Here is a 13,347-nt window from a genome sequence, read left to right as displayed (position 1 = left end):
GCGTTAGCCGCTACTTGCCCGCGCGCTGCCGCTGGGCGGATGCCTCGACCAGCGAGGCCGCGATGACGCGGGCCATCATGAGGCTGGTTTCACGGAGATCGGTATTGCTGCCGCTGCGTGCCGAGCGGATGAGACGAAAGCCCTCGCGGAGCATGATCTCCTGCGCCTTGTCACAGGCCCATGGCTCAAGTCGAGAATCATCGAATGCAGGTGCGTTTGGCGACATGTTTCCCCTCATGTCAGATCATGCAGCACAAAGCCGCGCGCCACGACTACGCACGTGCGAATCGACCCCAGAACTTCCGATGTATGGTTGTGCCGCTCAACCTTAAGCTACATGATTCGTTGTAAAATCAAATAGCGTTTTGCCAAGGCAATACCGGATTTATGGCCGTGCGAGCAGATTTCTCTTCTTTTCGACTTCCGCGCGGCAGAAGCAGCCTTCCACATGGTCGTTCACGAGGCCCATGGCCTGCATGAAGGCATAGACGGTGGTGGGGCCGACGAAGGTCCAGCCGCGTTTCTTGAGATCCTTCGAAAGGCGCACCGAGGTCGGCGACGTCGGATTGGCGGAAAGCGTTTCCCAGTCCATGCGGGCCGGGCGCTCCTCCGGCTTCGGCTCGAAGCCCCAGAAGTAGCGGGCGAGCGTGCCGAACTCATCGCGCAGCGCCTGCGCCCGGCGGGCATTGTTGATCGTCGAGACGATCTTGCCGCGATGGCGCACGATGCCGGCATCGGCAAGGCAGCGCGCGATATCCGCATCGTCGAAGGTCGCGACCCTGTCGAAGTCGAAGCCGGCGAAGGCGGCGCGGAAGCCTTCCCGCTTGCGCAGGATGGTGAGCCAGGAAAGGCCAGACTGGAAACCTTCGAGGCAGATCTTCTCGAACAGGCGGTGGTCGCTGGTGACCGGATGGCCCCACTCCTCGTCGTGATAGCGGCGGTAGTCCTCGAGCCCGCCGTGCCATGCGCAGCGCGTCCGCCCGTCCTCGCCCACCACCAGCCCGCGTTCCGTCATCGCCGTCTCCGTTTCCTGTTTGTTCCCGTTTACCACTTATCAACCACATTTGGAAAGCGGGCAATAACCCTACTCAAAGCTTTATCCGCCTCCTGCAATGCGAATGAACCGGCGTTTACCATTCGCTTCATCCAAGGGTGCAAGCATTTCTGCGAACCGGCGCCATTTCTTTCTTCCGGCGCATCCCGGCGACGATCAGTAGCGAGTACGTCCGATGTTGATACGAACCCTTCTTGCAGCCACCATCCTGGCCACCACGACCAATGCCTATGCGGGCGACCGCTACACGAGCCGGCCGCCGGTCATCGTCAGCCCCGACCTTGCCGCCCCGTGGCTGATGCAGCTCACCGGCGAGGGCGTGCAGCCCGCCGTCAACAGCCGCCGCATCGTCCAGCGCCAGCGAGTAGAGCAGCGCCGCGTCATCCGGCGCGACGGCGCCCGCGTCGAGCAGGTCGCCGTGACGAGCCGCGCGCAGAACCCGGTCCGCTCGAGGATCGATCCGATGTACCTGCCGCAGCTCGTTTCCTACGACAGCAAGTACAAGGCCGGCACGATCGTCATCGATACCAACAACCGCTTCCTCTATCTCGTGCTCGGCGACGGCAAGGCACGGCGCTATGGCGTCGGCGTCGGCAAGCCGGGCTTCGAATGGGCCGGCGCGCATACGATCACCCGCAAGGCCGAATGGCCGAGCTGGACCCCGCCGAAGGAGATGATCCAGCGCGAGGCCGCCAAGGGCCATTACCTGCCGGCCTTCATGGACGGCGGGCCAGCAAACCCGCTCGGCTCGCGCGCCATGTATCTCGGCTCCACGCTCTACCGTATCCACGGCACCAATGCGCCCTGGACGATCGGCTACGGCGTCTCCTCCGGCTGCATCCGCATGCGCAACGAAGACGTCGTCGATCTCTACGAACGCGTGAAGGTCGGCACCAAGGTCATCGTGATCTGACGGTTCGCCTTCCAGCAATCGCCACGCCTAAAGAACATCTCCGGCTGCCCTGCGGCCGGAGATGTCTGCTTTTCCGGCAACAGATGCCGAAGAAATCCGCCCTTACAACCGTCTTACTGCCGGCAAGCCGGCTTGCAATCGGTCAAGACTCTCGGCTAGCCTCACGATATTCAAGGAGTGAGAGGGACTATACCATGCGGAAATACGCATCGATCTTGCTGGCGGCGACGGTTGCTGCCACGGCGATGATGCCGGTCACGCCGGCAGGCGCCTTCCCGGGCGCGCAACCGGGCGACCGGATCGAGACGGCCTCCACCGTGACGCTCGTCGCACAGCCCATGAGCAAGAAGCAGGTGGCGCAGAAATACAAGCGCACCAAGGTGCGATTCGTCACCGATCAGGCGCCGGGAACCGTCATCGTCGATACGAACAACAAGTATCTCTACTACGTCGAGGGCAGGAACCGCGCGACGCGCTACGGTATCGGCGTCGGCCGCGACGGCTTCGGCTGGTCGGGCGTGGTGAAGGTCGGCCGCAAGGCCGAATGGCCCACCTGGACGCCGCCGGCCGAGATGCGCCGCCGCGAGGCCAAGAAGGGCCGCATCCTGCCCGTCGTCCAGCAGGGCGGCGAGGACAATCCGCTCGGCGCCCGCGCGCTCTATCTCTACCAGGGCGGCCGCGACACGATCTTCCGCATCCACGGCACGAACCAGCCCTGGACGATCGGCCAGAACATGTCCTCGGGCTGTATCCGCATGATGAACCAGGACGTGGAGCACCTCTACGCCCGCGCCGATATCGGCACCAAGGTCATCGTGGTCGGTCCCGGCAACAAGCAGGGCGCGATCCAGTACAACGACCGCGGTATCGACTTCCTCGGCACGCTGTTCGGCTTCGGCGGCTGATCGCCGCCGACCTTTCAAGATAGGCGATGATGCCGGCCGTCAGGCCGGCATTTTCATGTCCAGGTTCGTGAGCGCCGCCGGCTTCGTCCCGCCATAGGCCCAGTCGAGCAGCTCGACCGTATGCAGGATCGGGATCGCTGTTCCCGTGGCGATCTGCGTGATGCAGCCGATATTGCCGGTGGCGATGAGATCGGGCTTCGTCGCCTCGATGTTCCTGACCTTGCGCGCCTTCAGCTTGCCGGAAATTTCGGGCTGCAGGATATTGTAGGTGCCGGCCGAGCCACAGCACAGATGCCCTTCCGCCGGATCGCGCACGGCAAAGCCCGCCTTCTTCAAAAGCGTCTTTGGCAGCATAGTGATCTTCTGGCCGTGCTGCATGGAGCAGGCCGAATGATAGGCGACCGTCAGCCCCCTCGCCTCCTGCTGCGGCAGGTCGAGGGTGGCGAGATATTCCGTGATATCCTTGGCGAGCGCCGAGACGCGCGCGGCCTTTTCCGCATAGGCGGGATCGAGGCGCAGCATGAAGCCGTAGTCCTTGATCGTCGTGCCGCAGCCGGAGGCCGTGACGATGATGGCGTCGAGCCCGCCCTTCTCCACCTCACCGAGCCAGACGTCGACATTGCGCCGCGCCGCTTCCAGCGCCTGCTCTTCACGCCCCATATGATGGACGAGCGAGCCGCAGCAGACTTCGCCGGCCGGCGCCACGACCTCGACGCCGAGGCGGGTGAGCAGGCGGATCGTCGCTTCGTTGATCTCCGGCTTCAGCACCGGCTGGGCGCAGCCCGAGAGGATCGCCACCCGGCCGCGGCGCGGGCCGGCGGCGGGATGCGTGCCGGGCCTTGCGCTGCCGGATGCTCTCGGCAGGCTGCGCGGCGCAAGGTCCAGCATCGCGCCGAAGGGTTCGAGTGGCTTGAAGCGCTTGAGGAGGCCGGCGAAGGGGCGGCCGAGATTTGCCGCCTTCAGCGCCAGACGGAAGCGGCCGGGATGGGGCAGCACCGCTGCCAGGATGTTGCGCGTCAGCCGGTTCCAGAAGGGTCGCCTGTACGTCTCCTCGATATGCATGCGGGCATGGTCGACGAGATGCATGTAGTCGACGCCGGAGGGACAGGTGGTCGTGCAGGAGAGGCAGGAGAGGCAGCGGTCGATATGGGTGACGACCTCGGCATCGGCCGGCCGGCCGTTCTCCAGCATGTCCTTGATGAGATAGATGCGGCCGCGCGGGCTATCGAGCTCGTTGCCGAGCGTCACATAGGTGGGACAAGTGGCGGTGCAGAAGCCGCAATGCACGCATTTGCGCAGGATCTTTTCCGATGTCGCGACATGGGGGTCGGCGAGCTGCTCGGCGGTGAAGTTGGTCTGCATCAGCGGGCGCCCTCCGAGGCCGTGGCATACCCCCCTCTGCCCTGCCGGGCATCTCCCCCACAGGGGGGGAGATCGGCTGGGGGCAAGGCAGTGCCACGATTCAATCTCCCCCCTTGTGGGGGAGATGCCCGGCAGGGCAGAGGGGGGTGAACAGCGTGCATCGTCATCATTTCCTCACCCCACCATCCGCGACCGGAACAGCCCGTCCGGATCGAAGCTCGCCTTTACCCGCGCCTGAAGCATCGCGACCGCCTCGGCCTGCGGCTGGAACGCCTCCGTTGCCGCCAGCGCCTCCGGCCGCGCGCGCAGGAGCGTCGCGTGGCCGCCGCCGACGGCCTTGACGTAGCGGCGCAGGAGTTCCGCCTCGGGATCGGCCTCCATGCGCAGCCAGACGAGGCCGCCCTGCCAGTCGTAGAAGGCGTCGACGCCGGCTTCGAGGCGGAGCGCGGCGACGAGCTGCTGGCCGGCGAGCGGCGCGACGGAGACGCGCCAGAGCGGACGCGGCGTGCCGTCGGCATAGGGCGCGCCGTCGCGGATCTCGCGCCAGAGGCGGCGCGAGGCCTCTTCCTCCAGCCGCGTGACGGCACCGAAGCCGGCCATGGCGGCCGCAAGCTTTTCCGCGCGGACAGCGACCGAGGCGGCAAGCCCTTCGAGGCGCAGCACGGTGGCGGCGCCATCCGGCAGCGCGCCGCCGGCAATGCGGCCGCGCACGCTTTCAGGAAGGTGGGCGGCGCCCGATACCTCGACGGACATCGACATGGCCGTCGCCATGGCGGCGGCGGCTTCCGCATCGTTGAGGTTCGAGACGACGAGCGTGACGGCGGTTTCCGGCACCGGCAGAAGCCGGAAGGTGACCTCCGTCATAAGCGCCAGCGAACCGTGCGAGCCGGCGAGCAACTTCACGAGATCGAGGCCGGTGACGTTCTTCATCACCCGCCCGCCCGCTTTGACGATCTCACCTTTGCCGTTGACGAAGCGCACGCCGAGCAGGCTGTCGCGCGCCGCGCCGGCCGTAAAGCGGCGCGGGCCGGAGGCATTGGTGGCGAAGACGCCGCCGATGGTCGGCAGGCCCGACGTGCCGAGCACGCCGCGCAGGTCGTTCGGCTCGAAGGCGAGCATCTGGCGCTTTTCGGCAAGGGCGGCTTCCACCACCTCCAGCGGCGTGCCGGCGCGGGCCGTCATGGTCATTTCCGCCGGGTTGTAGGCGACGATGCCGGAAAGGCCGCGCGTCGAGAGCACATCCGCGCCTTCAGGTGCCGGATGCAGGCTGCGCGTGCCGCCGCCGCGAATGACGAGGGGCGTCTTCGAGAGAGCGGCGACCTGGACGAGGCGCGCGGCGGCCTCTTCGGAAAGCGGTTCGTGGATCGGCGTCATGCGGCGGGGCGCCCTTCGAGCGGGAAGACCTTGGAGGGATTGAGCAGCCATTGCGGATCGAAGGCGGCGCGCACGGCCATCTGCTGGGCAAGGTCGGCCTCGGCATATTGATGGCGCATCAGGTCGCGCTTCTCGATACCGACGCCGTGCTCGCCGGTAAGGCAGCCGCCCGCATCGACGCAGAGCTTCAGGATATCGTTGCCCGCCGCCTCGGCGCGCGCGGCGTCTTCCGGATCGTTGGCGTTGAAGAGGATGAGGGGATGCATGTTGCCATCGCCGGCATGGAAGACATTGGCGACGCGCAGGCCGTATTTGGCGACGATCTCCGCCGTGCCGCGCAGCACATAGGAAAGCTGGCCGAGCGGCACCGTGCCGTCCATGCAGATATAGTCGGCGATGCGGCCGGTGGCGCCGAAGGCGGATTTGCGGCCCTTCCAGATCAAGGCCGCCTCGGTGGCGGACTGGCTTTCCTTGACGACCTTGACGCCGTGCCGGCCGGCGATCTCGATGATGCTGGCGAGCATCGCGTCCATCTCCGCCTCGGAGCCCTCGACCTCGACGATCAGCAGCGCCTCGACATCCATCGGATAGCCGGCATGGGCGAAGGCCTCGCAGATTTCGATGGCCGGCTTGTCCATGAATTCGATGGCGACGGGGATGATGCCGGCGCCGATGACGTCGGCGACGCAGGCGCCCGCCTCCTCCGATGTGTCGAAGCCGAAGAGCACCGGACGCGCGCCCTCGGGCCGGGCGATGAGACGCACGGTCGCCTCCGTGACGATGCCGAGCTGGCCCTCGCCGCCGCAGACGACACCGAGCAGGTCGAGCCCGCCGGCATCGAGCGCCTTGCCGCCGAGCTCGATGATGGTGCCGTCGATCAGCACCAGCTTGACGCCGAGCAGGTTGTTGGTCGTCACGCCGTATTTCAGGCAATGCGCGCCGCCGGAATTCATGCCGATATTGCCGCCGATGGTGCAGGCGAGCTGCGAGCTCGGATCGGGCGCATAGAAATAGCCGTCGGCGGAGACGGCATCGGAAATCGAAAGGTTCGTGACGCCGGCCTGCACCGTGGCGGTGCGGTTGGCGTAGTCCACTTCGAGAATCTGCGCCATCTTGGAAAGGCCGACGACGACGGCATCCTCCTGTGGGATCGCCCCGCCGGCAAGCGAGGTGCCCGCCCCGCGCGGCACGACCGGCACGCCGTAGCGATGACAGTATTTGAGGACCGCCGCCACCTGCTGGGTCGTCTCCGGCAGGGCGACGGCGAGCGGCAGGCGGCGATAGGAGACGAAGGCGTCCGTCTCGAACGGAACCAGCTCGCGCGGCTCGTGCACGAGACAGCCTTCCGGCAGGAGATCGAGAAGATCGGCGACGATCTCGCGGCGGCGCGACAGCACCGCCGGCCGCGGCTCGAGAAAGCCTATCTGATCCATGCCTTTCGCCTCCCTCGCCTTTTTACTGCGGCATTTGCCATGCAGAAACACCGGGCATTTCCGCCCCTACTCCCCAAGTGGTCCATTTTCTTTACCACCTTGTCCCGGCCAGTGCAAACCCATGCCGTCGCCATCGCCCGCCCGAGAGAGAGGTGGGTCGTGCCGCGATCGCATTGACCGCCTGTGACACGAATGCGACAGTCGTCCGGACCGGAGTCGACGCCCCGCGCGCGCCTTCGATCGGCAGGCATGAGGAGGAAAGCATGCGCAAATCGTTCACGGCCGTCTCGGCCCTTCTGCTGCTCGCGGGCTCCGCCTTCGCCGAAGACGTGTCGAACCTCAATCCCGGCATCACGACATCCGAGCTTCTGGCGACCGCGCCGGTGCACTGGGTTTCCGTGGAGCAGATCGAAGCTTCGCTGGAGGGAGAAGCCCCCATGGCCGTCGGCTTCGACGTGGACGATACGGTGCTCTATTCCAGCCCCTGCTTCTACTACGGCAAGATGAAGTATTCCCCGGCCTCGGAGGAATATCTCGGCATGGATGCCTTCTGGACGGACATCCACACCAACAATTGCGACCAGTATTCCATTCCGAAGGAGGTCGCGCGCAAGCTGATCGACATGCATACGGCGCGCGGCGACGAGATCTTCTTCATCACCGGCCGCACCCGCGGCAGCGGCGGCGAGACGCTGACCGGTGCCATCAAGAAGGCCTTCGGCATCGAGAAGATGAACGACGTCGTCTTCACCGCCTCGTCGGAGAACAAGGTGGAATTCCTGAAAGACCACAAGCTGAAGATCTATTACGGTGACGCCGACAGCGACATGAAGGCGGCGCTCGCGGCCGGCATCCGGCCGATCCGCGTCATGCGGGCGCAGAACTCGACCTACAAGCCGGAGCCGAAGAACGGCAAGTTCGGCGAGGAAGTCATCGCCAATTCCACCAATTGAACCGCAGGTGACGGAGACGGCGCGTGACAAATCTCGGCGATCTTGAAATCTTTTCCCGCGTCATCGCCATGGGCAGCATGTCGGCGGCGGGGCGGGCCCTCGGCCTTTCCCCCGCCGTCGTCTCCAAGCGCGTGAAACGGCTGGAGGAGCGGCTCGGCACGCGCCTCTTCCAGCGCACGACGCGGCAGATATCGCTGACCGAGGCCGGGCAGGGCTTCTACGAGCGCATCGTCGGTATCCTCTCGGGCATCGAGGAGGCGGAAGCCTTCGTTTCCGGCCGCTCCGGCGCGGTGCGCGGCTCGCTACGCATCTCCGCGCCGACCTCGTTCGGCCGCATGCATATCGCGCCCCATCTCAAGGGCTTCATGGACAGCTATCCCGAGCTGGTGGTCAACCTCGTCCTCACCGACGACTTCTCCGACATCGTCGGCGGCGGCTTCGATCTTGCGATCCGCATCGGGGAGCTGTCGGATTCCTCGCTCGTCGCGCGCCGGCTCGCGCCGGTGCGGCGCGTGCTCTGCGCATCGCCCGACTATCTTGCCCGCCACGGCACGCCGGCCTCGATCGAGGACCTCGCGCATCACGTCTGCCTGCCGCCGCACACGCAGGACGCCTGGCGGCTGGAGGGTCCGGAAGGCAGCATCACCTATCGTCCACACGGGCCGCTCTACACCAATTCCAGCGAGGTCGTGACCGAGGCCGTGCTCTCCGGTCTGGGCATCGCGCTGCGCTCGACCTGGGATGTCGGCCCGGCGCTGAGGAGCGGCGGGCTGCAACAGGTGCTGCCGGGCTACGAGGGCTCGCGCAACGTCGTGCTCTCGGCGGTCTATCCGAGCCGGCAGTTCCTGCCGGTCAAGGTGCGGCTCTTCATCGACTATCTCGCCGAGCTCTACGGCCACCAGCCCTATTGGGAGCATTGAGGCCGAAAGGCCGCCGCTTCCCCTCAGTGCCGGTCCTCTTCCGCATGGCGGTGGCGGATGGCGCGCACGAGCAGCCACATGCCGAATATGACGAACGGCACCGCGATGCCCGTCAGCGTCTCCGGCTTGATCGGCAGGCCGAGGCCGTGCGCCGCCTTCGCCACATAGCCGAAGAGCCCCACGACATAGTAGGAGATCGCCGCCACCGACAGACCCTCGACGGTCTGCTGCAGGCGAAGCTGCAATTTCGCACGGCGGTCCATGGAATTGAGCAGCGTCGAATTGAGCTGTTCCAGCTCCACGTCGATCCAGCTTCGAAGCAGGGCCGTGGCGCGGGCGAGCTTGCGCGAGAGGTTCGCCTGCCGCTCCTCGACGGACTGACAGGTCCGCATGGCCGGCGCCAGCCGGCGCTCCAGGAAGAAGCCGAGCGTCTCGTAGCCCGGCACCGCCGTCTCGGCCAGCGTGCGGATACGCTCCTGCACGATGCCGTAATAGGCGCGGCTCGCGCCGAAGCGGTAGAGGCTGAGCGCGGCGTTGGCTTCCAGCTCGGCGGCAAGGCGGGTGATCTCGGTGAGCAGCTCGTCGGCCTTGTCGCGGGCGTGCTGCTTCATGGCATTGGTGATGCCGGTCAGCCCGTCCTCGATGCGGCGGATGTCGGGCGAGAGCGACTGGGCGAGCGGCAGGCCCATCATGGCGAGCGTGCGGTAGGTCTCGATGTCGAGCAGGCGCTGGACGAGCGCGCCGCGCCCGGCCTCCGTCATGCCGCGGTCGATGACGAGGATCTGCGTCAGCCCGTCGCCGTCCTGGCGGAAGTCGGTGAGGACGACACCCTGGCCGTTCTTGATCTCGCTGTAACAGAGGCTCGTCGGATCGAAGGCGGAGATCGCCTCGCGGGTTTCCGGCGAATCCGGCCGAATTTCAAGGCGGATGCCGGAGATCAGCGTGCCGGGCGGCGAGAAGCTGTCGCCGAAGGGATGGACGGGCACCTCGCCGCCGAACTTTTCCGGCACCGGCGCATCCCAGAAATAGGTCGAGAACTCGGTGTGGCGCTCCCAGCGCAGCGTCCCCTGCCCCCAGCTCAGCGCGTGGTGGCTGGAATCGCGGCCGGGCGGCGAGATGCCGCGCGAGCGCGACAGCTCCGCCATGACGGCATGGTCGACCGCCGAGCCGCCCTCCGTGAGGAACGCGAGCTGGAAGATGACGCGCGGCGACGGCACCAGCGCATACGGTCTTGCGTGAATTTCCCCGAGCGCCTGCGCACGCGCGGTCGCCTGCGGAAAGGCGAAACTGCCCTTAGCCATGCCTGCACCTTCCCCTCATGTGCAACAGCATAGTCTTAACAAATGTCAGGGATGCTGAGATAGGGCGCATTGACGCAGGTCCACAGGCATGAAGTGGACAAGATTGTTGACCAGTTTCCGCCCGCATTGGTAGTGTCGCAGCGTGACCGACACCGCCTTCGACCTTTTCGCCCGCATCAGCCATAGCCGGACCTCGGACGAGGTCGTGCGGCAGATCGAGCTTCTGCTGCTCGAAGGAGTGCTGCGCGACGGCGACCGGCTGCCCGGCGAGCGGGAGCTTTCCAAACGCCTCGACGTCTCCCGCCCGATCCTGCGCGAGGCGCTGAAGGAGCTGGAGAACCGCGGCCTGCTCATCAGCCAGCACGGCGGCGGCACCTATGTCGCCGACATCATCGGCCAGGTCTTCTCGCGCCCCGTCGTCGACCTCATCGCCCGCCACCAGCGGGCGACGGAGGACTATATCGAATACCGCCGGGAGCTGGAGGGCATCACCGCGGAGCTCGCCGCGCGCCGCGCGACCGAATACGACCGGCAGATGCTGACCCGCATCATGGAAGCGATGCGCGCGGCCCATGCCGGCAGTTCCTTCGATGCCGAACTCGAAACCGACGTGGAGCTGCACAACGCCATCGGCGAGGCGGCGCACAATATCGTGCTGCTGCACACGCTGCGCGCCTGCTACAGGCTCCTGGCGCAGGGGATCTTTTTCCACCGCCACCTCGTTTTCTCCTCGGAGGAAGCGCGCGGACATCTGCTTGCCCAGCACGAGGCGATCTATTGCGCCATCATGGCGGGCGACGGACAGGGCGCGCGGCAGGCCGCCCAGGCGCATATGGACTATATCGCCGCCGCGATCAGGGAAGCCGAGCGCAGCGGGGAATGGCAGAGGATTTCCCAGCTGCGCATGCAAAAGCGCGGCCTTCCCCCACAAGCCTGACTTGCGCCGCAAATCTCGCGCAAGCAAGATGGCCGATAACGACTCAGAGCACGCTTCCCGGCGGGAGGCCGGCAAGAGGAATGAAGAAGACCTTGAACATTCTCAACCGCATCGCCAGTGACGTCCATCTCATGTTCCGCAGGCCCGTGCGCGAACAATATGGCGCGCTGTGCTATCGGGTGAAGAAGAAGAGTCCGACGGTCGAAGTCCTCCTCATCACCAGCCGCGACACCGGCCGCTGGATCATTCCGAAGGGCTGGCCGATGGACGGCAAGACGGCCGCGGCGGCAGCCGCGCGCGAAGCCTGGGAAGAGGCCGGTGTGAAGGGCGCCATCAGCGACGAGCCGGTCGGCAGCTATCACTATCTGAAGGGGCTTGCCGGCGGGATGAAGGTCGATTGCCGGGTGCGGGTTTTCCCGCTCGTCGTCGACGACGTCTGCAAGAACTTTCCGGAAAAGGGCGAACGCCGCGCCGAATGGGTCGACTGTGCGGAAGCCGCCAACCGCGTGCAGGAGCCCGGTCTCAAGACGCTGCTCCTCGCCTTCGAGCGAAAAATCCTCTCCGAGATCGCGGCCATCCCCAAAAACGGCCCGCCGGACGCCTGAAAAGCCCCTGCCGGGCCGTTGTCATATTGCCGACGAAGCCCTGAGACGATAGTGCGGGGGGCTTTGAAACGGAGCAGCATGAATGGCGAATTCACAGGTCCAGCTTCGCAAGCCGACGCTGGACAAGGATCTTGAAAAACTCACCTATACCGAACAGGCCACGCAGTTCGTGCTGCGCTCCTGGGCGGGCGTGGGGATTTCGCTCGTCTTCCTGATGATCGCCATGGCCGTCGCCAGCACCTTCGCCACCGGCACCGCGGGCGTTCTGGTCATCGCCGTCACCGCCGCCCTTGCCGCCTACATGGCCATGAATATCGGCGCCAACGACGTGACGAACAATGTCGGCGCAGCCGTCGGCGCGCGCGCCATGAGCATGGGCGTCGCCCTCGTCATCGCCGCGGTCTTCGAGATCGCCGGAGCGCTTCTGGCCGGCCAGGGCGTGGCGCAGACGGTCGCCTCCGGCATCGTCGACCGCTCGGCCTTCCCGAACCCCGAGACCTTCGCCTGGGCCATGATGGCCGCCCTCGTCTCGGCGGCGATCTGGATCAATATCGCGACGCTTGCCAATGCGCCGATCTCCACCACCCACGCCATCGTCGGCGGCGTCATCGGCGCGGGCGCGGCGGCGAGCGGCTTCCATACCGTCCAGTGGGACGCCATCGCCGTCATCGTCATAAGCTGGACCGTTTCGCCGATCCTCGGCGGGGTGATCGCCGCGGCCTTCCTCTATTTCATCAAGGAAACCATCATCTACCGCGAGGACAAGATCGCGGCGGCGAAGACCTGGGTGCCGGTGCTCGTCGCGCTGATGGCCGGCGCCTTCGCGGCCTTCCTCGCGAATGGCGGCACGACCGGCTCCTTCGGCCTTTCCTTCCGCGACGCGATGCTGATCGGCCTCGGCTTTGCCGTCCTCACCTATATCGTCACCCGGCCCATCGTCCGCCGCCATGCGGAGGGTCTCGACAACCGCAACCAGTCGCTGCGCACGCTCTTCCGCATTCCGCTGATCTGTTCGGCCGCGCTCCTTTCCTTCGCGCATGGCGCAAACGACGTCTCCAACGCCGTCGGGCCGCTCTACGGCGTGGTCTCGGCGCTGCGCTCCGGCGTATCCGGCGAGGGGTCCGCCATCCCGCTCTGGGTGATGGTCATCGGCGCCGTCGGCATCTCGCTCGGCCTGCTGCTCTTCGGCCCGCGCCTCATCCGCATCGTCGGCAGCGAGATCACCAAGCTCAACCCGATGCGCGCCTTCTGCGTGGCACTCTCCTCGGCCGTCGCGGTGCTGACCGCCTCCGCCTTCGCCATCCCCGTCTCCTCGACGCATATCGCCGTCGGCGCGGTCTTCGGCGTCGGTCTCTTCCGCGAATGGTACACGCGCAATTCCGGCCGCCGCATCGACTATATCCGCAGCCGCGGCAACCAGGTCGCGCCGGAGCAACCGCCGGTCAACACGGACGAGACGCGCCGGCGCTATCTCGTGCGCCGCTCGCATTTCATGACGATCGTCTCGGCCTGGATCGTGACGCTGCCCGTCTCGGCGATCCTCTCCGCCCTCGTCTTCCTCACCCTCCACACGCTTTTCAGCTGAGACAC

At 66.2% G+C, this 13,347-nt stretch carries 13 protein-coding genes; 7 read left to right on the top strand and 6 right to left on the bottom strand.

Features of this window, described 5'->3' with window-relative positions:
- Positions 1-10: 10 nt before the first annotated feature.
- Positions 11-154: a hypothetical protein gene (locus ShzoTeo12_RS18080; RefSeq protein ID WP_318913344.1), complete on the bottom strand. Its 144-nt coding sequence runs from the start codon at positions 152-154 to the stop codon at positions 11-13.
- A gap of 231 nt (positions 155-385) precedes the next feature.
- Positions 386-1,015: a DNA-3-methyladenine glycosylase I gene (locus ShzoTeo12_RS18075; protein WP_318913343.1), complete on the bottom strand. Its 630-nt coding sequence runs from the start codon at positions 1,013-1,015 to the stop codon at positions 386-388.
- A gap of 214 nt (positions 1,016-1,229) precedes the next feature.
- On the opposite strand from ShzoTeo12_RS18075, the gene ShzoTeo12_RS18070 reads away from it, so the two are divergent.
- Positions 1,230-1,967, top strand: a complete 738-nt coding sequence (locus tag ShzoTeo12_RS18070; RefSeq protein ID WP_119254415.1) for a L,D-transpeptidase — start codon at positions 1,230-1,232, stop codon at positions 1,965-1,967.
- Positions 1,968-2,161: 194 nt separating this feature from the next.
- Entirely contained in the window at positions 2,162-2,872 is a 711-nt protein-coding gene (locus ShzoTeo12_RS18065; protein WP_318913342.1) for a L,D-transpeptidase, read from the top strand.
- Positions 2,873-2,911: 39 nt separating this feature from the next.
- On the opposite strand, the gene glcF is transcribed toward ShzoTeo12_RS18065, so the two are convergent.
- The 3 genes from glcF to ShzoTeo12_RS18050 form a co-directional block, all read right to left on the bottom strand.
- Positions 2,912-4,234: a glycolate oxidase subunit GlcF gene (gene glcF / locus ShzoTeo12_RS18060; protein ID WP_318913341.1), complete on the bottom strand. Its 1,323-nt coding sequence runs from the start codon at positions 4,232-4,234 to the stop codon at positions 2,912-2,914.
- Between the two features lie 174 nt (positions 4,235-4,408).
- A complete protein-coding gene (locus tag ShzoTeo12_RS18055; RefSeq protein ID WP_318913340.1) occupies positions 4,409-5,608 on the bottom strand; it encodes an FAD-binding protein in 1,200 nt (399 codons plus the stop codon).
- Entirely contained in the window at positions 5,605-7,041 is a 1,437-nt protein-coding gene (locus tag ShzoTeo12_RS18050) for an FAD-linked oxidase C-terminal domain-containing protein (protein WP_318913339.1), read from the bottom strand. The genes ShzoTeo12_RS18055 and ShzoTeo12_RS18050 overlap by 4 nt, the downstream gene beginning before the upstream one ends.
- Positions 7,042-7,304: 263 nt before the next feature.
- Between ShzoTeo12_RS18050 and aphA the strand changes: the two genes are divergently transcribed.
- Entirely contained in the window at positions 7,305-7,994 is a 690-nt protein-coding gene (gene aphA, locus ShzoTeo12_RS18045) for an acid phosphatase AphA (protein WP_318913337.1), read from the top strand.
- 23 nt (positions 7,995-8,017) lie between these two features.
- Positions 8,018-8,914 carry a LysR family transcriptional regulator gene (locus tag ShzoTeo12_RS18040; protein ID WP_318913335.1) on the top strand — a complete coding sequence of 299 codons (897 nt, stop codon included), beginning with the start codon at positions 8,018-8,020 and terminating at the stop codon, positions 8,912-8,914.
- Positions 8,915-8,937: 23 nt separating this feature from the next.
- Here ShzoTeo12_RS18040 and ShzoTeo12_RS18035 read toward each other — a convergent pair whose 3' ends face one another.
- Positions 8,938-10,215 carry a DUF3422 family protein gene (locus ShzoTeo12_RS18035; protein ID WP_119254409.1) on the bottom strand — a complete coding sequence of 426 codons (1,278 nt, stop codon included), beginning with the start codon at positions 10,213-10,215 and terminating at the stop codon, positions 8,938-8,940.
- A 142-nt stretch (positions 10,216-10,357) separates the two neighbouring features.
- On the opposite strand from ShzoTeo12_RS18035, the gene ShzoTeo12_RS18030 reads away from it, so the two are divergent.
- From ShzoTeo12_RS18030 to ShzoTeo12_RS18020, 3 genes are all read left to right on the top strand, one after another.
- A complete protein-coding gene (locus ShzoTeo12_RS18030; RefSeq protein ID WP_318913331.1) occupies positions 10,358-11,152 on the top strand; it encodes a FadR/GntR family transcriptional regulator in 795 nt (264 codons plus the stop codon).
- A 92-nt stretch (positions 11,153-11,244) separates the two neighbouring features.
- On the top strand, positions 11,245-11,757 hold the full coding sequence (locus ShzoTeo12_RS18025; RefSeq protein ID WP_119254940.1) for an NUDIX hydrolase: 513 nt from the start codon (positions 11,245-11,247) through the stop codon (positions 11,755-11,757).
- An 82-nt stretch (positions 11,758-11,839) separates the two neighbouring features.
- Positions 11,840-13,342 (top strand): inorganic phosphate transporter, encoded by a 1,503-nt coding sequence (locus ShzoTeo12_RS18020; RefSeq protein ID WP_318913329.1) that lies wholly within the window; start codon positions 11,840-11,842, stop codon positions 13,340-13,342.
- The last annotated feature ends 5 nt before the right edge of the window (positions 13,343-13,347 follow it).

Origin of the sequence: Shinella zoogloeoides (genome assembly GCF_033705735.1) — a bacterium.
Classification (GTDB): Bacteria; Pseudomonadota; Alphaproteobacteria; order Rhizobiales; family Rhizobiaceae; genus Shinella; species Shinella zoogloeoides_A.
This window is presented reverse-complemented; position numbering and strand designations above follow the sequence as displayed.